This is a genomic window from Achromobacter sp., from assembly GCF_050285565.1.
In the GTDB taxonomy this organism is placed as follows: Bacteria; Pseudomonadota; Gammaproteobacteria; order Burkholderiales; family Burkholderiaceae_B; genus Achromobacter.
This window is the reverse complement of sequence record NZ_JBLZXG010000005.1, coordinates 75,761-94,909: the sequence shown is the minus strand read 5'-3', so window position 1 is coordinate 94,909 and position 19,149 is coordinate 75,761. Positions and strand designations below refer to the sequence as shown.

General features: G+C 63.8%; 16 protein-coding genes and 1 pseudogene. 14 read left to right on the top strand and 3 right to left on the bottom strand.

Annotation, left to right across the window (positions count from 1 at the left end; translation table 11 throughout):
- Positions 1–11: 11 nt before the first annotated feature.
- Positions 12–1,328 carry an aminotransferase class III-fold pyridoxal phosphate-dependent enzyme gene (locus ACN6O8_RS11720; protein ID WP_427991220.1) on the top strand — a complete coding sequence of 439 codons (1,317 nt, stop codon included), beginning with the start codon at positions 12–14 and terminating at the stop codon, positions 1,326–1,328.
- Between the two features lie 24 nt (positions 1,329–1,352).
- A pseudogene (locus ACN6O8_RS11715) lies at positions 1,353–1,474 on the top strand (IS3 family transposase); the annotation flags it as partial.
- Positions 1,475–1,622: 148 nt separating this feature from the next.
- Here ACN6O8_RS11715 and ACN6O8_RS11710 read toward each other — a convergent pair.
- A complete protein-coding gene (locus ACN6O8_RS11710; RefSeq protein WP_427991219.1) occupies positions 1,623–4,337 on the bottom strand; it encodes an Ig-like domain-containing protein in 2,715 nt (904 codons plus the stop codon).
- A 330-nt stretch (positions 4,338–4,667) separates the two neighbouring features.
- Entirely contained in the window at positions 4,668–5,702 is a 1,035-nt protein-coding gene (locus tag ACN6O8_RS11705) for a hypothetical protein (RefSeq protein ID WP_427991218.1), read from the bottom strand.
- Between the two features lie 473 nt (positions 5,703–6,175).
- Here ACN6O8_RS11705 and ACN6O8_RS11700 point away from each other — a divergent pair, with 473 nt between their 5' ends.
- Both ACN6O8_RS11700 and ACN6O8_RS11695 read left to right on the top strand, forming a co-directional pair.
- Positions 6,176–7,261: a hypothetical protein gene (locus ACN6O8_RS11700; protein WP_427991217.1), complete on the top strand. Its 1,086-nt coding sequence runs from the start codon at positions 6,176–6,178 to the stop codon at positions 7,259–7,261.
- A gap of 493 nt (positions 7,262–7,754) precedes the next feature.
- Positions 7,755–8,870: a porin gene (locus ACN6O8_RS11695; RefSeq protein WP_427991216.1), complete on the top strand. Its 1,116-nt coding sequence runs from the start codon at positions 7,755–7,757 to the stop codon at positions 8,868–8,870.
- Positions 8,871–9,109: 239 nt separating this feature from the next.
- On the opposite strand, the gene ACN6O8_RS11690 is transcribed toward ACN6O8_RS11695, so the two are convergent.
- Positions 9,110–9,370 (bottom strand): hypothetical protein, encoded by a 261-nt coding sequence (locus tag ACN6O8_RS11690; RefSeq protein WP_427991215.1) that lies wholly within the window; start codon positions 9,368–9,370, stop codon positions 9,110–9,112.
- Positions 9,371–9,578: 208 nt separating this feature from the next.
- Between ACN6O8_RS11690 and ACN6O8_RS11685 the strand changes: the two genes are divergently transcribed.
- From ACN6O8_RS11685 to ACN6O8_RS11640, 10 genes are all read left to right on the top strand, one after another.
- A complete protein-coding gene (locus ACN6O8_RS11685; RefSeq protein ID WP_427991214.1) occupies positions 9,579–10,703 on the top strand; it encodes a cupin domain-containing protein in 1,125 nt (374 codons plus the stop codon).
- Between the two features lie 90 nt (positions 10,704–10,793).
- A complete protein-coding gene (locus ACN6O8_RS11680) occupies positions 10,794–11,705 on the top strand; it encodes a fumarylacetoacetate hydrolase family protein (RefSeq protein WP_427991213.1) in 912 nt (303 codons plus the stop codon).
- Positions 11,706–11,764: 59 nt separating this feature from the next.
- Positions 11,765–12,934, top strand: coding sequence for an ABC transporter substrate-binding protein (locus ACN6O8_RS11675; protein ID WP_427991212.1), 1,170 nt, complete (start codon positions 11,765–11,767; stop codon positions 12,932–12,934).
- Positions 12,931–13,845: a branched-chain amino acid ABC transporter permease gene (locus ACN6O8_RS11670; protein WP_427991211.1), complete on the top strand. Its 915-nt coding sequence runs from the start codon at positions 12,931–12,933 to the stop codon at positions 13,843–13,845. The genes ACN6O8_RS11675 and ACN6O8_RS11670 overlap by 4 nt, the downstream gene beginning before the upstream one ends.
- Positions 13,842–14,828 (top strand): branched-chain amino acid ABC transporter permease, encoded by a 987-nt coding sequence (locus ACN6O8_RS11665; protein WP_427991210.1) that lies wholly within the window; start codon positions 13,842–13,844, stop codon positions 14,826–14,828. Before ACN6O8_RS11670 ends, ACN6O8_RS11665 begins: the two co-directional genes overlap by 4 nt.
- A 100-nt stretch (positions 14,829–14,928) precedes the next feature.
- Positions 14,929–15,693, top strand: coding sequence for an ABC transporter ATP-binding protein (locus ACN6O8_RS11660; RefSeq protein ID WP_427991209.1), 765 nt, complete (start codon positions 14,929–14,931; stop codon positions 15,691–15,693).
- Positions 15,680–16,372, top strand: a complete 693-nt coding sequence (locus ACN6O8_RS11655) for an ABC transporter ATP-binding protein (RefSeq protein WP_076408642.1) — start codon at positions 15,680–15,682, stop codon at positions 16,370–16,372. The genes ACN6O8_RS11660 and ACN6O8_RS11655 overlap by 14 nt, the downstream gene beginning before the upstream one ends.
- 20 nt (positions 16,373–16,392) lie before the next feature.
- Entirely contained in the window at positions 16,393–17,418 is a 1,026-nt protein-coding gene (locus tag ACN6O8_RS11650) for a carbon-nitrogen hydrolase family protein (protein WP_427991208.1), read from the top strand.
- Positions 17,419–17,499: 81 nt separating this feature from the next.
- Complete coding sequence (locus ACN6O8_RS11645) at positions 17,500–18,261, top strand: GntR family transcriptional regulator (protein ID WP_427991207.1); 762 nt, start codon at positions 17,500–17,502, stop codon at positions 18,259–18,261.
- Positions 18,254–19,138, top strand: a complete 885-nt coding sequence (locus ACN6O8_RS11640; RefSeq protein WP_427991206.1) for an alpha/beta hydrolase — start codon at positions 18,254–18,256, stop codon at positions 19,136–19,138. The genes ACN6O8_RS11645 and ACN6O8_RS11640 overlap by 8 nt, the downstream gene beginning before the upstream one ends.
- The last annotated feature ends 11 nt before the right edge of the window (positions 19,139–19,149 follow it).

The window sequence follows — 19,149 nt, the reverse complement described above, 5'->3', positions numbered from 1 at the left end:
AAGGAGATTCCATGACCGACGCCCGTTCCGTTTCCGATGCCTTCTGGGCGCCTTTCACGCCCATGCGGCAGTTTCAACAGCAGCCCATGATGTTCGATAGCGCCGAGGGCATGTACTACCGCACGCCCGACGGCCGCCGGATTCTGGACGCCATGGCCGGTCTGTGGTGCGTCAATGCCGGTCACGGCCAGGCCAGCATTGTGCAGGCCATTCAGCAGGCCGCCGCCCGCCTGGATTTCGTGTCTTCGTTCAAGATGAGCCACCCGGGCGCCCAGGCCATGTCCGATGCCTTGATCGCCTTGGCGCCCGAAGGCATGACCAATGTGTTCTTTACCAACTCCGGCTCCGAGGCGGTCGATACGGCCTTGAAGATTGCGCGCGCTTACCATCAGGCACGCGGCGACAGCCGCCGCACCAAGCTCATCGGCCGGGCCAAGGGGTATCACGGCATGGGCTTTGGCGGCTTGTCCGTTTCCGGCATCGGCCGCCAGAAACGCGACTTCGGCCCGCTGCTGGGCGAAGTCAGCCATTTGCCGCTGCCTTATGACGCCAGCATGCGCTTTAGCGCCGGCCAGCCCGAGCACGGCGCCGGCTATGCGGAAGCCCTCGCGCAATTGCTCGATATCCAGGACCCGGGCACGGTCGCCGCCGTCATCGTCGAGCCGGTGACCGGATCGGGCGGCGTCTATCCGCCGCCGGTCGGTTATCTGCAGCGTTTGCGCGAGCTGTGCACGCAGCACGGTGTGCTGCTTATTTTCGACGAAGTGATCACCGGCTTCGGGCGGGTTGGTGGCCACTTCGCCTCGCAGGTCTTTGGCGTCACGCCCGACTTGATGACCGTGGCCAAAGGCCTGACCAATGGCGCGGTGCCGATGGGCGGTGTCATCGTCAGTCGCGGTGTCTATGAGGCCTTCATGGCCGGCCCGCCAAACGTGGTGGAACTGATGCACGGCTATACCTATTCGGCCCATCCGCTGGCTTGCGCCGCTGGCCTGGCGACGCTGCGTTTGCATCAGGAGCTGGACATCAACGCCATGGTGCAAGCGATCAGCCCCTTCTGGCAGTCCAGTGCGCTGGCGCTCGAAGGCCTGCCCCATGTCACAGACGTGCGCAGCATAGGCCTGTTGTGCGCCGTTGACCTGGCGCCGCGGGCTGGCGCGGCCGGGATGCGAGGCGCGGACGTCGCCCGCCATTGCTTTGATCACGGCGTGCTGGTGCGCGCGTCCGGCGACATGATCGTCATCTCGCCGCCGCTGATCATCAACCCGGCCCAGGTCGAACAGATCTTCGAATGCCTGCGACGGGCGCTGCTGCTGGATGGCATCTGATCGGGCAGGGTGACTGGGGGCCGCGCTTCTACGTTCTACAACTGGAAGAAGACGTTCGGCGGGCTGGGGCCGGCCGAACTGCGCCGTTTGCGGCAGTTGGGAGAGAAATGCAAGCGCCTAAACGCTTGGTCGCCGATCTGTCGCTGTATCGCTATGAAATCCGCGCAACGACGTCAACGGAAGTCGGTTGCACAGACGGTCAATGACATCTGGAGCTGGACTTTGTGAGGGATCAGTTATTCGACGGCCGTCGCTTGCGCGCGCTGACATTGGTCGACAACTACGGCCATCGGTTCAAACCTCAATAAAACTCCATTCGAGAGGGGTAAACTCAAATTTTTCTTCCCCCTGCATGTAGTTTTTCATGATGAGTTCACTTTCAAAGCGTCCAACGGGGCCATCGGTGCAAATGTATCCTGTCTGGCGCGCCGGTAGAGCTTGCATCACGATATTCTGGCGTATCCAAATTGGCTGAACTTTACACCAACCTTCTATCGTGTTTGGGTCTATAGCCGGGGCGGTCCCTACTCGGTGAGTGTCGGCCTGAGTTCCAAGCAAGGAGGGGGCCAGCGCTACGGAGTCATCGCGTACACCCACCCATACGCCTTTGTGTATGGGCCATTCTCCCTTTCCAGGCCAGAACCGAAACCAAGAAACTCGGTCCCCTGGATCATAATATCCCTCAAAGGCCAAGTCGGGAGTGGGATTCGGACTGGCTGCCTTGCCGCAGACATATAGAATTTCGCGATTCTTATCGCGTTGGAAAGTACCGCGAAGTCTGGTCTCCCACGCGAAGGAACGCCCATCCCCTGAGTTTCGTTCGACCTGCGGAGCTGGGATCGTTCCACTCAAACCCTCTCTCACCGGCTTCCACGATTTGAATTCGCCATATTTTTTAGGCATATCCTCTGTGGAAACATGGAAATTCCCGCAGTTGCCATACTGGTCATACAGCTTGACGTCTAGGCGCGCGGTCCGCCTGCGACTTTTGTCATACCAATATCCAAAATAGCCATATACGGTTAGCGCAAACCCTTGAAGGTCCCCATCGAAGCGCGCCAGGCCGGGCTCATAAGAATAGACCTCGTATTCGCCCATAGGGAATTGGCGTGCGCCTGAGCCATCGATCGGATTACCATCAAGATCCTTCAAATTCATCGGCCAGAAATAGGCCGCATGAGTATACAGATGCTCGCCGTTGTACCCCGCACAATACCCGTTGAGCGCGGAATACTGATTTTTGTCCACTCGCACTTCGTAGAGTTTTGCACCATACTTGCCCACCGTTGGCCCGGTTAAACTGAAGGCGTAATCAATCTGGCGCGAGCAGTTTCCTTCAGGCGCTGGTTCGCTCGGATCCGTAATCCCTGCGTCGTTCGTGTCCGCATTGGTTCGGAGTGTCGCTTGGCAATCCAAATCCTGGGGCGTATAGGTTATTGCGGATAATAGAGTGAGCGTGGCCCTCTCCGATAGTCCGCCCTGCTCATTGGCTCCATCCGCGTTGTAAATGTCGTGGTTCTTGGGGGGGGCGACATTGACGCCAAAGCCGGCGGTCGGCCGAAACCGTTGGCCGATATCCACCGCGGAAGTTGTCCGCTCCGAGCAAGAGACGTAGTAAGTCAGTCTGACTACACCATTTTCGATGCCATGCGAACCGGGGGGCGGATCGATAGCCGCCCCAGATGCACGGCCGCTATACAATTGCGCGGAAAACTGGTTTTTCACCGCAGAGAACGTGAGCCAGCTCAGCTCTTCACGGCTGTAGTAATCGATAAACCAGACATTCTTCAGAAATTGGGAGAATTCCGGCGAGTTGTCGTCGGTCAATTGTTCGCCGGCACCATCGACCAGTGTAATGTTCAATACCAAGGCGGCCTGATGCAGTCCGTTTTTGAAAATTGTGGCAGGCCCGACCCCTCCAAACGTCGCGGTAATCTTCGATACATTCGCCCAGGCGTTGTTAAAGGTGTAGTGGGCCTCGCGCGCGTATGTCTGCGGATCGCCTCCGGTGACCACCACCGAAACCTTTGAAGCGTCGTCGGCCGCCGTATTCTTTTTCAGGCTCACGAACGGGGCGCGCGCCTCGCCTTTTGCGTCCGTCACTACCGGCTTGTTCTCGGTGTCCAAAAACTTCGCAGCCCCTGTCAGGGCAAACTGCACTTCGACACCCGCCATCGGTTCGCCGGTCTGCGAATCTTTAGCGACAAACACCGCAACGATCTGCGAATTGCCATCGGCGGGCGCGCCATCTTGCTCCAGCACCAGCGACACGGTGGGCTTGGCGAGAAAGCGATACGACACACGTTCACGTACTCGCGGGTCCTCTTCGAGCGAAACCACCAGATAGTCGAATTCGGGTTTCGCGGACTGCAACACCGCTTGCGCAACCCCGTTGACCGCCTGCCGCACCACCTCGTTCTGGCCTGGCTCGCCGGAAAACGTTGCGGCATGGCCGTCGTTGCGAAACTTGACTTCGGCCTCATCGATGAGTTCGCCGTCCTCCTCTACGATAGCTCGCACCTTCACGCGTGGCGTGTCGTCAGCGAAGGCGTTCACAGCGCTCACCTCTACGCTGCGGAACTTCGGGTTAGGCCCGACAAACTCAAAGGACTCCTCGTCCGACGCCTGCTTATCCAAAGGACTGAACGTCAGCACGGCCTGCATATACCCCGTTTCCGGCGTCTCACAGATCAAGGCCGCCGACGCCGTGCCGCTAACGTCGGTCGTTTCAGTGCAGTTCTGCTCTGTATGTCCCGGCGCCACCCCTTCAGCGTAGAAAAAGGCGTCGCCCTCTGTCACCTCAAATGTCACCGTTAAGCCGTCCACTTTCAGGCCCGGCGTCTTAGGGGTGATGGTCGCCTTCGCGTAGATTATCTCCGCGGGCGTCGGGTGCAAACCGGACGGGTCATCTTCCTTCTTACGATGCACCTTGGCCTTTGCCGGCTCAAATCGTAGCGTCACGCGGTAGTTGTCCGACTCGTAGAATCCCGCTTCTCGCACGGCCACCATGCTCCCTCCGCATAAGTCTTCTTGCACCGGCATCTATCCGCCACAATGGTGTATGCCCTCGGTATGCTGAACTTCTGATTTCTGCCTCAGTATTTTGAATTGCTAACGACGACTCGCCGGCTGAACGATCGCCGCGGCCGCACCGCGAGCACCAGTGTGCCGAATGCGGTGAGCCCAGGCGGCCGACTCATCGCTAGGGAAGTGGCTTCGTGTCTCGACCGCCGCCCGGCGCAGTTGCGCGTTGGCACTCTCGATGGCTTTGGTATGGCGTGTTGAGGTAGGCCCACTCACCGTCGGATACGTCTCGGGCCTCCTCGTCGTCCAATAGATCTAGATCACTTGGTCGCCAGGCAATTGCTTGAAGGTGAACAGTATCCGGGGATCGTTGTAGGGAACGGAGTAGACCCGCATGGTGGGCACGCTGATCTGGACTACCGGCACAGCGATACCCGTCTTCTGGTAGTACACCTGCTGGCTTTTTTGGGCATCGGCCCGACCGGCGGTATTGCCCTCGACATAATAGAAGGATTGAATAGGTATGGCACGAGGATCCGTACCTGCTGGCCAGTCTGCTATGCGAATCTCATTGCGATTCTGGAACGTTCGATCTCCCTCGATCTGCTCCATCCTCCCGCGCGCATACATCCATTGTTGGAAGGCTTGGCCATTTCTTAAGCCGCCGGGGCGTTTTGCTGACGTATAGAGATCGAACCCACATTGCCAGAAGTACTGCGGTGTGCCCGCAGGAGGATTCTCATAGTGTTCTATCCACTGGGTCGCGCCCTGGAGGATACTTTCGTCCTGACAAACGTTACCACCGGCGATGGGGGCATTGTTGGCCTGGGTATTTATTGCTGGACCGCAGCCTGCGTCGGCCCGAAAGTTGGTCCATCCGTCCATTGGAAATCCGCAGAGAACCTTGGGCGTTATCTTTCCCCGCGCCTTCAACGCATAGGGCCCTCGGCTGGGATAGAGGGTATAGCCGCTGCTGCCCAGATCGCGGAACGTAATATCCTTCCTAATCCAGGAAAAGGACACACCGCCCTGGCCTGTATGCTGAGTCCCCATTCCAACGGTGGATGACGGCGCCAGGTCCCACACAAAAAACCTGTTGTTGGGGTCATTCGCCGCTGTTCGAATGAGGATGCCGGAACACATGAACGCGGGGCGATCCGGGTCGGGGTCGTTCGAACCGTCGTATGGGCACATCCCCTGGTTATAGATGTTGTAAAGAGCTGTCATCTCCGGCGCCACGTCCGGGATGTTGGTGCCCGCTTTGGCCGCGCCGAATGCGCTGCCCACACTCAAGGCAATGCACGCCCAAGTCTTCAACAGGGCCTTGGTATTTCGAGGAAGGAACTGCATGGCGTTCTCCTGCACAGTGTGGTTGCTAGGTGGGCCATGACACCTGTGGTCATGTGCCCCAATTGCATGAAAAATCTAGCAAAGTTGGTGCGGGAGCTTGCTTGAGTTTTGGTAATTCTCTTTTGAATCCAGGCATTGCTTCGCGGGACTGGGCGCTTCACATCTCGTATCCAGGCTTGTTCTCTGCCCTCTCGAATCTCTGGCGTTTGCTTCCAGGGCGAGAGCGCCCGCCTAAAGCACGCACCCATACGTGAAAATTGGGCCGATTTTCAAAAATAAAACCGCAGTTTGGAAATCGAGGGGGTGGCACGGATTCCTACGATGACCATCGGGCCTCTTTCGCGGGTTGCCTTTCCTGTGGGTAGGCTCGTCCCTTGCTTGAAGAGCGGTATGTCCTTGAAATCCGTACCACAGCAAACGGCCTTCTCGTTCCTGGCCATCGCTGTATCTGAAGCCCTTATCGGAAACCAGAAATGAAGAGACCTAACTTGCGCTTCTCACGAATAGTCCACACGCTTAGTGTTGTCATCACCCTTTTGGTCGGCTTGCTGGTCGCCCAGAATGCCGCCATGGCCGAGGAAGGGGATCCTTATGTGGCGCACTACATGTGGCGGCGGTACTTCAATACGACTCCGAATTGCCCGACTGACGGCACGACACCCAACGCCGCGACGGCTCCGGAATTCGCCTGTACCGGGGTTATTTTTCGCGCGACCAGCCCGGCAAAGGAGCCGGACGGGGCGTGGATTCCCGAAACGAAGTCCTATGCCGATTCTGGCAAGCGAGCGGCGGGCGGCGTGTCGTTTTCGTATATTCGCGCCGACTCCAAGTTCGAGCGGGCAGCCTGGAACGCGACCAATGGTTTCACGGTATTTCCGAACGAGGGCAAGTACCAGGCGCCCCCAGACAAAATGAAATTGTGGGTGCTTTGTGCATTTGCCATTGACGGTGCGACGGATAACCGTGACGGTGCGGGGTGTAACGAAACCAACCGGACCAAGCCACCGTCGGCAGGTTATTGCCAGACCCACAATGTCAATACACTCCAGCAATGGCAAACGTCTTATGGCGCCCCCACCAAGAGCGACGCAGACGCCGAAAAGTGGGGCTGGACTCACCAGTGTGGTTTCAGTATGCAGCGAGACCTGCGCAAACCCAGTGACTTCACCACGGTGCTTCAGGCTAAGCAGTACACAAAGACTTTTAACACCGTGAACGAGCTTCGGATCCGCACTTGGGCGGCCACCCCGCAGGAAGGTAGCTCGAAGAGCACGGCGCTTAAGTTTCCGATTGAGTCGTTCTTTTATTTTGTGGGCAAAAACATGACGACTGCCGATTCGGCGACGGGCAAATCGAACGCACAGAGCGATCAGAAGAAATACTATAATCTTACCGGCGTCTTCGTTCCTATCGTACGAATCAAGCTGCCCGCGACGCCGTCGGATGATTTTGACTTTAGTTATCAGAAGGACGACCAGGCACCCGGTATTCCCATTCCCGTCTACCGGAAGTCCGATGAGATTAAGTGTACCAAGGGCCAGTTCGACACCAAGTGTTGAGTGTTGTCTGCAACATCGGCGCGCGGTGTCGTATCTGAGCCGGTTAGCGAATGCGGGTCTCTCGCGCCATTGACGAGATTCGCATACGCCTCAGGCATTGACGCACCATGATTGGCGTGGAGGGGGTTTTGGCATTATCACCTCGATACGAAACCCATTCATTCGGCCCGCGTTCTTGCAGCTTGCGCCCCACCGCGCGCGCCCGGTGGGGTCGTCCGCCTGACCGGTGGTCACACGCGCGGAGCCCAACGTGATCAATCTTTCATAGCACACCGCGATGACAGGCCTGGGCGTGTGGACAATGTCCGGGCGGCTGTCGGCCTCGCGCCACAACGATGTCTGATTTTGGCCGATCGTTGGGTTAATGCTGATGGCGCGCAAAAAGACTGACATACAGCGTCCCTAGAATCCGTTCCGGTCATGCGCGGAAGTCGCCGCCCGCGTGGCGTGCCGCTCCGCATGTGCATGTCTTGTCAATCAACGGGAATCTGTAATGAAGAAAACTCTGCTCGTCACCGCTCTGTTCGCCGCGCTGTCCGGCGTGGCGCAGGCTGAAACCTCGGTGACTCTGTACGGCCTGATCGACACCGGCGTGGGCTTTCAGCGCATCAAGGGCAACGACGGCTACAAGGAATCGAAGGTCGGCATGTCCAACGGCGTTTCCAGCGGTTCGCGCTGGGGCCTGCGCGGGGCCGAGGATCTGGGCGACGGCCTGAGCGCCGTGTTCACGCTGGAAAGCGGCTTCAACTCGGCCAACGGCCAGTCGGGCCAGAGCAGCCGCCTGTTCGGCCGCCAGGCCACCGTCGGCCTGAAGGGCGATTCGTGGGGCCTGCTGGAATTCGGCCGCCAGACCAACATCGCCTCGAAGTACATCTCCGCGATCGACCCGTTCGGCGCCAGCTATGCGCAAGCCAACGTGGGCGCCGCCTTCAGCGCCGCCAACACGGTTCGCCACGACAACATGGTCATGTACCAGACCCCGTCGTTCAGCGGCTTGCAGTTCGGCTTGGGCTACTCGTTCAACGTGGCCGACACGACCGCCGCGCAAACCGGCTTCAAGACCGCCGACAACACCCGCGCCATCACCACCGGCCTGCGCTACGTCAACGGCCCGCTGAACGTGGCCCTGACGTACGACCAACTGAACATGGCCCACCAGCTCGGTTCGGACGAGAAGCCGAAGCAGTGGATCATCGGCGGTTCGTACGACTTCGAAGTGATCAAGCTGGCGCTGGCCTATGGCCAGACGCGTGACGGCTGGTTCACCGGCCAGTCGATCAACAACTTCAGCAGCGTCGGCAGCCCGACGGCCAAGAGCTTCGGCAGCAACGTGGTCGCCAAGGACTTCAAGTCGAATTCGTACCTGGTCGGCCTGTCGGCCCCGGTCGGTGGCGCTGGCAACATCATGGCCTCGTGGCAGCGCGCCGACGCCAACAACACCTCGTTGACCGGCGACGATGCGACCATGAATATCTACAGCCTGGGCTACACCTACAACCTGTCCAAGCGCACCAACCTGTACGCGCTGGGTTCGTATGCCACGAACTTCGCGTTCATCGACGGCGTCAAGAGCACCGTCGGCATGGTGGGCGTGCGTCACCGCTTCTAAGCGGCGGCTTGCGGCCCGGCGGCGCGCGGGATGTGCGTCGCCGGGACGCCGCGGTTGCATTGAGCGGACTGGGCGTCTTACCCGGCCACAGACGCGAAAAAAGCGGCCACCTCCCTAGCTCCACTCTCAGTCCGCTCACCCCAACTTCGGCGGGATGCGCACACGTTCAGTGCTCCATGCGCCGCCGGCGCCGCGATGCGGCGCCGGCGGCGTTTGCATTGGCGCGGGCCGGGGCGGGGTCAGTCGTCGAGCGACGGCACCGTGCCGATCTGCGCCAGGAGGCGCGGCGATTCCATGTCGCCGGTTTCCTTGTCGATCATGACTTCGTAGGCGGCCACGCCGGCGAATTTGCCGGCCATGGAATTGGCGATGCGGATGGCGCCGAACTCGCTGCTGGCGGGGCGGATTTCGCCGGGCGCCACGCCATTGGCGGCGGCGCGGTAGGGAACGACGATGTATTGGACGACATGGGTCTGGGCGATGTGGGCGGCTTCGGACACAGGAGTCTCCTGGACGACGTTTCTGGGGCGAGCGCAATGTAGCACGTTGCACTGTGTTTTTGTACAGTATTTTTGACGGTGCCGTCGGCTTTTTTTCTGCGGCGCCGACCCGCCCCAGGAAAACCCCTAGCGCGCAATCGTTGCCCGATTTTTCCCTCGCCTCTAATATTTTCGAAAATCTTATGATTTTTATAAAAAGAGGCAAGGGATGGAAGCGAACAGGTACGACACCTATCGGGAAGACACCGCCGGCCGCGCCAACGTGGCGGATTCGCCGGAGCGCATCGCCTACTACCAGGATCTGGCGCGGCTTGAAACCGGGGCGCTCTGGACCGTCGCCAACAAGATCGAACCGTGGGCGCCGCGCTCGGCGTCGGTGCCGGTGGTGTGGCGCTACCAGGAGCTGCGCGGCCACGTGTTGCGCTCGGCCGAGCTGGTGTCGCCCGAAGAGGCCGGCCGCCGCGTGATCTACCTGAACAATCCGGGCCGGCGCGACGTCGCCGCCGCGGTCGGCTGGCTGTATTCGGGTCTGCAGGTGATGCGGCCCGGCGAACTGGCCTCGGCGCACAAGCATTCGCATTCAGCGCTGCGCTTCATCATGGAAGGCCAGGGCGCCTTCACGGTGGTGGATGGCCACAAGATGACGCTGGGCGCGAACGACTTCGTGCTCACGCCCAACGGCACCTGGCACGAACATGGCGTGGCCGAAGACGGCACCACCTGCATCTGGCAGGACGGGCTGGACATCCCGTTGGTCAACGCCTTCGAGGCGGGCTTCTATGCCGTGCATCCGGACCTGAACCAGACCGTGACGCACCCGGTGGACGACACCAGCGCGCTGTGGGGCAACGCCGCGCTGCGGCCGCAGACGACCGGCTGGAACAAGCCTTACTCGCCGCTGTTCAAGTACGAATGGGAGCCGACCTACGAAGCGCTGCGCCGTCATGCGCGCGTGGCGGCGGGCAGCCCCTATGACGGCATCCTGATGGAATACGCCAATCCCGCCACCGGCGGTCCGGTCATGCCGACCATCGGCGCCAGCATGCAGCTGCTGCGTCCGGGCGAGCACACCAAGGCCCACCGCCACACCGGCAGCTTCCTCTACCAGGTGGCCAAGGGCAGCGGCTTTTCGGTGATCGACGGCAAGCGCTACGACTGGGCCGAACGCGACATCTTCTGTGTGCCGTCGTGGGCCGTGCACGAGCACGCCAACCTGTCGTCCAACGACGACGCCTGTCTGTTCTGCTTCAACGACCTGCCGGTGATGCGAGCGCTGGCGCTGTATCGCGAGGAAGCGGTCAAGGACAACGACGGCCACCAGCAACTGATCTAGCGGCGGGCCGCCACCCCACTGAATTTTCATCCGCCGCCCGGCGCAGGCCGGGCGCCTGTCTCAACTCGTCTTGAATTTCCTGGAGTTCCTATGCGCTTGGTAACTTTTCGCGCCCATCCCACCGCCGCCGCCCGCCTGGGCGCGCTGGCCGAAGGCTATGTGATCGACCTGGCCCTGTTGGGCGCGGCCGGCGGCGTGGCGCTGCCGGACGACATGCTGGCCTTCATCGACCTGGGCCCCGTGGCCGTGGCGCAAGCCGCCAAGCTGATGGAGTCGTACCGTGGCGCCTGGCCCGTGGGCACGGCGTTGCCGCAGGAGAATGTCAAGCTGCTGGCGCCGATTCCGCGTCCGCGCAAGAACATCTTCGGCATCGGCCTGAACTACGTCGAGCATGTGGCCGAATCGAGCCGCACGCTGGACACTTCTGCCGACCTGCCCAAGCAGCCGGTGATCTTCTCCAAGCCGCCTACCACCGTCATCGGCCCCGGCGACCCCATCGAGCACAACGCCAGAATCACCCAGCAACTGGACTGGGAAGTGGAGTTGGCGGTGATCATGGGCCGCCGCGCTTCGCGCGTGGCCGAGGCCGATGCGCTGTCGTACGTGTTCGGCTACAGCGTCATGCTCGACATGAGCGCGCGCGACTGCCGCCGCGCCGGCCAGTGGATCTATTCCAAGGGCCAGGACACCTATGCGCCGTTCGGCCCCTGCATCGTCACGGCCGACGAGATCCCCGATCCGCAGGTGCTGGATCTGTGGCTGACGGTCAACGGCGAGAAGAAGCAGGGCTCGAACACGCGCCACATGCTGTTCAAGGTGCCGTTCCTGATCGCGGACATCAGCGCCGGCATCACGCTCGAACCCGGCGACATCATCGCCACCGGCACGCCGGAAGGCGTGGGCGCGGGCCGCAAGCCGCAGGAATGGCTGTGGCCGGGCGACGTGGTGGTGGCGTGCGTGGAAGGCATCGGCACGCTGCGCCATCCGGTGGTGGCGGTCTAGGCGAAATTCCAGCGCGCGCCGCGCGGCGGCGCGCGCGGCGGTCTCCAAGGGGAAAACAGATGATCAAGCAAACACTGTGGGCGGCGGGCCTGGCCTGGACGCTGGGTGGCGCGGCGCATGCGGCCGAGCCGGTCAAGATCGGCTTCATCGCCACGCTGTCGACGCCGGCCGGCTACATCGGCGAAGACGAACGCGACGCCTTCAACCTGGCGATCAAGCAGGGCGGCGGCAAGCTGGGCGGCGTGCCGGTGCAGTTGGTGATCGAGGACGATGGCCTCAAGCCCGCCAATGCCAAGCAGGCGGCCGACCGCATGTTGCAGTCGGGCATCAAGCTGTTCACCGGCGTGAACTTCTCCAACGTGCTGGCGGCGGTGGCGCCGGGCGTGGTCAAGTCGGGCGCGTTCTACGTCAGCCTGAACCCTGGCCCGTCGAGTTTCGCCGGCGAGAAGTGCGACCAGAATTATTTCGTCGCCTCGTACCAGAACGACGCCTTCCATACGGCGGGCGGGGTGGCCGCCAATGAGCTGGGCTACAAGCGCGTGGCGCTGCTGGCGCCCAACTACCAGGCCGGGCGCGACGCCATCGAGGGCTTCAAGCGCACCTACAAGGGCGAGGTGGTGGCCGAGATCTACACCAAGCTGGACCAGTCGGACTTCTCGGTCGAACTGGCGCGGGTGCGGTCGCTGGCGACCGACGCCGTCTACCAGTTCCATCCGGGCGGCACCGGCATCAACTTCGTCAAGCAGTACGCGGCGGCGGGCCTGAACAAGACCGTGCCGATGCTGATGCCGAGCTTCTCGATGGATGCGCGCATGATCAAGGCCACCGGCGACGCGGCGCAGGGCGCGTACACCACCGGCATCTGGTCGCAGGATTTCGACAACCCGCAGTCCAAGGCCTTCGTGCAGGCCTTCAAGGAGGCCTATGGCCGCGTGCCCACCGACTATGCCATGCAGGCCTACGACACGGCGCAACTGATCGGCGCGGGCCTGAAGGCCACCGGCGGCGACCTGTCGCGCCAGGCCGAGTTCCGCGCCGCGCTGCGCAAGCCGGACTTCGCCTCGCTGCGCGGCAAGTTCAGCATGAACACCAACCAGCATCCGGTGCAGGACCTTTACCTGATGCGCATCGAGAAGGACGCCGACGGCGGCCTGTCGCCGCGCCTGGTGCGCAAGCTGGTGTCCGACGACAAGGACGCCTACGCCCAATTCTGCAAGATGCCGTCATGACCTTGCTCTTCGAACAGTTGCTCAACGGGCTGCAGTTCGGCGCGATGCTGTTCCTGCTCGCGGCCGGACTGACCCTGATCTTCGGGATCATGGGCGTGGTGAACCTGACCCACGGTTCGTTCTACATGGTGGGCGCGTACTGCGCGGCCTACGCCATCGGCAGCACCGGCTCGTTCCTGGCGGGCGTGCTGGCGGCGCTGCTGGGGGCCGGGCTGTACGGGCTGTCGGTCGAGGTGCTGGTGATCCGCAAGCTGTACAAGCGCGACCATCTGTACCAGGTGCTGGCGACCTTCGGCCTGCTGCTGTTTTCCAACGAGGCGGTCAGCCTGATCTTCGGCCAGCGGCCGCCGCTGGTGGGCATCCCGTCCTTCCTGGAAGGGGCGGTGACGCTGGCGCCGGGATTCCAGTATCCGCTGATCCGGCTGTCGTTCATCGCCGTCGGCGCGCTGGTGGCGGTGGGGCTGTGGTGGCTGGTGAACCGTACCCGCATCGGCATGCTGATCCGCGCCGGCGCCGACGACCGTGAAATGGTCGATGCGCTGGGCGTGGACATCAAGAAGCTCTACACCCTGGTGTTCGGCCTGGGCGCGCTGCTGTGCGGGCTGGCGGGCGTGATGGCCGCGCCGCTGCTGGCGGTGGAGATCGGCATGGGCGAACGCATCCTGATCACCACCTTCGTGGTCATCGTGATCGGCGGCGTGGGCTCGGTGCGCGGCGCGCTGGCGGGGGCGCTGCTGGTGGGCATGGTCGACAGCATGGGGCGGGCCTTCCTGCCGCAGTTGCTGGGCGCGGTGTTCTCGCCGGCCACGGCGGACCCGCTGGCGGCGGGCCTGGCGTCGGCCAGTATCTATGTGTTGATGGCGATCGTGCTGATCGCCAGGCCGGGCGGGCTGTTCCCGGCGCGAGGATGATGATGGCAAAGACACTTTCGAATCGCGCGCGCTGGGGGCTGGCCGGGCTGATCCTGCTGCTGGCGCTGCCGGGCGCGGCGGCGGCCACCGACACGCCGTTCCTGATCGGCGTGGTGACGCGCTTCCTGATCTACGGCCTGGCCGCGGTCAGCCTGGACCTGGTGATCGGCTACGGCGCCATGGTCAGCTTCGGCCATGCCATGTTCTTCGGACTGGGCGGCTATGCGGTCGGCATCATCGCCTTTCACACCACCGAGGCCGGCCCGCTGTTCGGCTGGGCCGGCAGCAACGCCGCGCTGGTGGTGTGGCCGATCGCGCTGGCGGTGTGCGCGCTGGCGGGCTGGCTGTTCGGCTACCTGGCGCTGCGCACGCGCGGCGTGCAGTTCATCATGATCACGCTGGCGTTCGGGCAGATGGTGTATTTCATCCTGGTGTCGCTGCAGTTCTACGGCGGCGACGACGGGCTGATGATCGCGCAGCGCAACGTGCTGCCTGGCATCAACCTGGAGAACCCGCTGACGTTCTACTACGTCTGCCTGGCGCTGCTGACGGCCTGGACGCTGCTGTGCATCCGCGTCACCAACTCGCGCTTCGGCATGGTGCTGCAGGCGCTGCGCCAGAGCGAGCGGCGCGCCATCAACCTGGGCGTGGCGCCCACGCCGTACCGCCTGAGCGCCTTCGTGCTGTCGGCGGTTGGCACGGGGTTGGCCGGCGTGCTGTGGGCCAACTATGCCGGGCTGGTGACGCCCGACATGGCGGCCTGGACCAAGTCCGGCGAGCTGATGGCGATCGTCATCCTCGGCGGCGTCGGCACGCTGCTGGGCCCGATCGCGGGCGCGGCGGTGTTCCTGGGGCTGGAGCAGATGCTGTCGGCGCTGACCGAGCATTGGCTGCTGTACATGGGGCCGGTGCTGGTGCTGGTCGTACTGTGGGGGCAGAAGGGACTGTTCGGCCGCCTCTTGGAGACGCGTCATGCGGATTGAGCCCACCCCCGAAGCGCTTCGCGCTTCCCCTTCCAGGGGGCATGCCGACGGACCGGCGGAGCCGGATCCGTGGCATCCCGATAGTAAGCCGACACCAGGAATGGACGAGACGAAAACCCTGCTGCGCCTGACGCAGCTGCGCAAGGCGTTCGACGCGGTGGTGGCCACCAACGGCGTGGACCTGGACGTGCGCGCCGGCGAGATCCACGCCATCATCGGCCCGAACGGCGCCGGCAAGTCGACGCTGATCGCGCAGATCTGCGGCGAGATCCGGCCGGACTCGGGCAGCATCGAACTGGACGGGCGCGACGTGACGTCGTTGCGCGCTTTCGAGCGCGCCCGCCTGGGGCTGGGGCGCTCGTTCCAGATCACCGAGTTGTGCCAGGAATACACCGCGCTGGAAAACGTGATCCTGTCCAGCATGCTCAAGGGCGGCCGCGCCTTTGGCGCCTGGTCCGACCCGCGCCGCGACGCGGGCCTGAAGGCGCAGGCGATGCAATGGCTGACGCACGTCGGCCTGGCGGACCGGCGTCACGTGCGCACCGCCGACCTGGCGCACGGCGAGAAACGCCAGCTCGAATTGGCGGTGGCCCTGGCGCGCTCGCCGCGCCTGCTGCTGCTGGACGAGCCCATGGCCGGCATGGGGCCGGAGGAATCGGCGCGCATGACACGGCTGCTGCTGGGCATGAAGGGCGACTACGGCATTCTGCTGGTGGAGCACGACATGGACGCGGTGTTCGCGCTGGCCGACCGCATCAGCGTGCTGGTCTACGGCAAGGTGGTGTTCAGCGGCGCGCCCGAAGCGGTGCGGCGCCATCCGGAAGTGCGCGCCGCCTACCTGGGAGATGAACATGTTGAAGGTTGAGGGCCTGACCGGCGGCTACGGGTCGAGCAAGGTGCTGTTCGGCATGGCCTTCGAGGCCGCCGAGGGCGAGGTGATCTCGCTGATCGGCCGCAACGGCATGGGCAAGACCACCACCATCAAGACGCTGATGGGCATGCTGCCGGCCACCGGCGGGCAGGTGCGGTTCCGGGGCCAGACGCTGGCGCGGCCGGCGCCGAGCGCGGTGGCGCGGCTGGGCGTGGGGCTGGTGCCGGAGGGGCGGCGCGTGTTCGGCTCGCTGACGGTGGAGGAAAACCTGGTGGCGACCTCGCGCGCCGCGCCCGGCGGCTGGGACCTGGCGCGCGTCTATGCCCTGTTTCCGCGCCTGAAGGAGCGCCGCGCGCAATCGTCGCGCACGCTGTCGGGCGGCGAGCAGCAGATGCTGGTGGTGGGCCGCGCGCTCATGACCAATCCCAAATTGTTGATCCTGGACGAAGCCACCGAAGGGTTGGCGCCGCTGATCCGCCAGGAAATCTGGCGTTGCCTGCGGGCCTTGAAGGCCGAGGGCCAGACCATCCTGGTGATCGACAAGAACCTGCCCGAGATGGCGACGCTGGTGGATCGCCACTACATCGTCGACAAAGGCCGCGTGGCCTGGTCGGGCGCGCCCGCCGAACTGTCCGCGCAGCCCGAGCTGGCGCAACGTTATCTCGGCATCTGACCGCTAAAGGAGCCACACGCATGTTGAACCTGCCCGTTTTCAAGGCCGCCGCCGTCCAGGCCGCTCCGGTGTTCCTGGACACCGACGCCACTGTCGACAAGACTTGCGCGCTGATCGCCGAGGCCGCCGGCAACGGCGCCAGTCTGGTGGCCTTTCCCGAGGTGTTCGTCTCGGCCTACCCCTATTGGAGCTGGGTGATGAACCCGGTGCAGGGCAGTCCCTGGTTCGAGAAGCTGTGCAAGAGCGCCATCGAACTGCCCGGGCCGGAGATCCGCCGCATCGCGCAGGCCGCGCGCCAGCACCGCGTCAACGTGGTTGTGGGCGTGAACGAGCGCAGCCGCCATGGCGTGGGCACGATCTACAACACCATGGTCTTCATCAACGAAGAAGGCCGCATCCTGGGCCGCCACCGCAAGCTGGTGCCGACCTGGGCCGAAAAGCTGACCTGGGCTCATGGCGACGGCGAATCGCTGCGTGTCTACGACACGTCCGTCGGCAAGCTCGGCGGCCTGGCCTGCGGCGAGAACACCAACACGCTGGCGCGGTTCTCGCTGCTGGCGCAGGGTGAAATGGTGCACGTCGCCAGCTATATCTCGCTGCCGGTGGCGCCGCCCGACTATGACATGGCCGAGGCCATCCGCCTGCGGGCGGCGGCGCATTCGTTCGAGGGTAAGGTGTTCACAGTGGTGTCGTGCTCGACCATTTCCACCGAGATCCAGGACGCCATCAGCGCCAGCCATCCGCAAGCGCGCGAGATGCTGGCGCGCCGCAACAGCGCCTTTTCGGGGATAGTGGGGCCGGACGGCCGCGTGATCGGCGAGCCGCTGATCGACGATGAAGGCATCGTCTACGCCGACATCGACCTGTCGCGCTGCATCCAGCCGCGCCAGATGCACGACATCGTCGGCCACTACAACCGCTTCGACGTGTTCGACCTGCGCGTGAATCGGCGGCCGTTGCAGGCGGCGCGCTACGACGACCTGGCCGAATCGTGCGCCGACGACCTGGACGGAGACTTCGAACCCTTGCCCGAGGCGCGCGGCTGAGGGCGGCCGGGCCACGGGTAGAATGGGCCGCCTGAGCGCCCGCCGGCCCCGGCCCCAGGCCGCTGACATCTGGAGTGCACGTTGAAGCCAAGAATCAAAGCTTCCCGCCAGGACGAGCCCGGCGCCGACGGGAGCACCGAGGTAGAGGAAATCACGCTGTCCGAGCAGGTCTACCGCCTGCTGCGGCGCGACATCATGAGCGGTGCCTTCGCGCCCGGCCAGTCGCTGCGCCTGGAATTGCTCAAGCAGCGCTACGGCAGCAGTTTTTCGCCGATCCGCGAGGCCCTGAACCGGCTGCGCAGCGAACGCATGGTGATCACCACCACCTCGCGCGGCTTTCGCATCGCGCCGCTGTCGGTCGAAGAAATGTGGGACGCCTGCGAAACCCGCATCCTGATCGACTGCGAAGCCCTGCGGCGCTCGCTGGCCAACGCCGACGACGCCTGGGAGGCGCGATTGGTGGGCGCGTATCATGCGCTGACGCTGGCCGCGCAGCGCGCCGGCGAGGCCGTGCCGCCCAGCCAGGAACGGGAGGAAGCGCTCGAGGCGCGGCACCTGGACTTCCACCACGCGCTGATCGGCGCCTGCCGTTCAAGCTGGCTGCTGGACCTGTCCACACAGTTGTACGCGCAGACCGAACGCTACCGGCGCCCGGCGCGCGCTGGCGCCACGGCTTACAGCCCCGAGCGCAATGTCGACGACGAGCACCGCCAACTGCTCGATGCCGCGCTGTCGCGCGACGTCGAAGGCTCGGTGGCGATGCTGGCGGCGCACTATCGCAAGACGGCGCAGTTCATCGAACACATCATTTCCCAGGACGACAGGCAGGCCATTCATGCGTGACGCGGACATCGATCTCTTCTTCCCCACCATCGCCGAGCGCGAGGTGCAATACAACGCCCGCGCGTCGGTGGCGGATTTCGACGCCTGTGTGCGCCGCTACGCCGAATCGGCCGCCGCGGTGAAGGCGCGCCGGCCGGGCCTGTTGAACCTGCGTTACGGCATGGGCCAGGACGAGCGGCTGGACCTGTTCCTGCCCGCCGCCAACCGCGGCCCGGCGCCGCTGTTCGTGTTCATTCACGGCGGCTACTGGCGCGCGCAGCGCAAGGAAGACGCGCCGGTCATGGCCGAGGCCTTCAACGCGGCCGGCGCCGCGGTGGCAGTGCCGGAATACACGCTGGCGCCCGAGGCGACGCTGCCGGAAATCGTGCGCGAGATGCGCTCGGCGCTGGCCTGGCTGTATCACAACGCGGCGGCCTACGGCGTCGATCCCGAGCGCATCTACGTCGGCGGCAGCTCGGCCGGCGGCCACCTGGCCGCGATGCTGGCCGCGCCCGCCTGGCCGGCCAGCTATGGCGTGCCGGACGACGTGGTCAAGGGCACGCTGGCGCTGAGCGGCCTGTTCGACCTGCGGCCGCTGTGCGATGTCTTGCCCAATACCTGGCTGCAACTGACGCCGGAACAGGCGGCCCGCCACAGCCCGATCTTCAACCTGCCCGAACGCGCCGGCCCGATGCTGCTGGCGGTGGGCGGCCTGGAGACCCAGGGATTCAAGAACCAGACCGAGGCCTTCGAACGCGCCTGGACCGGCGCCGGCCTGCAAGCCACGCGCATCCCCACGCCGCACTGCAACCACTTCGACCTGGTGAACGAGCTGGAAGACCCCGCCAGCGCCCTGACCCGCGCCACGTTGGCGATGATGGGCCTGGCGCAAGCCTGAGCGCGTTCACG

Bases quoted from the DNA above. Each gene is read 5' to 3' on its own strand.
- ACN6O8_RS11720 (WP_427991220.1), top strand. From the start codon at position 12: ATGACCGACGCCCGTTCCGTTTCCGATGCCTTCTGGGCGCCTTTCACG.
- ACN6O8_RS11710 (WP_427991219.1), bottom strand. From the start codon at position 4,337: ATGGTGGCCGTGCGAGAAGCGGGATTCTACGAGTCGGACAACTACCGC.
- ACN6O8_RS11705 (WP_427991218.1), bottom strand. From the start codon at position 5,702: ATGCAGTTCCTTCCTCGAAATACCAAGGCCCTGTTGAAGACTTGGGCG.
- ACN6O8_RS11700 (WP_427991217.1), top strand. From the start codon at position 6,176: ATGAAGAGACCTAACTTGCGCTTCTCACGAATAGTCCACACGCTTAGT.
- ACN6O8_RS11695 (WP_427991216.1), top strand. From the start codon at position 7,755: ATGAAGAAAACTCTGCTCGTCACCGCTCTGTTCGCCGCGCTGTCCGGC.
- ACN6O8_RS11685 (WP_427991214.1), top strand. From the start codon at position 9,579: ATGGAAGCGAACAGGTACGACACCTATCGGGAAGACACCGCCGGCCGC.
- ACN6O8_RS11680 (WP_427991213.1), top strand. From the start codon at position 10,794: ATGCGCTTGGTAACTTTTCGCGCCCATCCCACCGCCGCCGCCCGCCTG.
- ACN6O8_RS11675 (WP_427991212.1), top strand. From the start codon at position 11,765: ATGATCAAGCAAACACTGTGGGCGGCGGGCCTGGCCTGGACGCTGGGT.
- ACN6O8_RS11670 (WP_427991211.1), top strand. From the start codon at position 12,931: ATGACCTTGCTCTTCGAACAGTTGCTCAACGGGCTGCAGTTCGGCGCG.
- ACN6O8_RS11665 (WP_427991210.1), top strand. From the start codon at position 13,842: ATGATGATGGCAAAGACACTTTCGAATCGCGCGCGCTGGGGGCTGGCC.
- ACN6O8_RS11660 (WP_427991209.1), top strand. From the start codon at position 14,929: ATGGACGAGACGAAAACCCTGCTGCGCCTGACGCAGCTGCGCAAGGCG.
- ACN6O8_RS11655 (WP_076408642.1), top strand. From the start codon at position 15,680: ATGTTGAAGGTTGAGGGCCTGACCGGCGGCTACGGGTCGAGCAAGGTG.
- ACN6O8_RS11650 (WP_427991208.1), top strand. From the start codon at position 16,393: ATGTTGAACCTGCCCGTTTTCAAGGCCGCCGCCGTCCAGGCCGCTCCG.
- ACN6O8_RS11640 (WP_427991206.1), top strand. From the start codon at position 18,254: ATGCGTGACGCGGACATCGATCTCTTCTTCCCCACCATCGCCGAGCGC.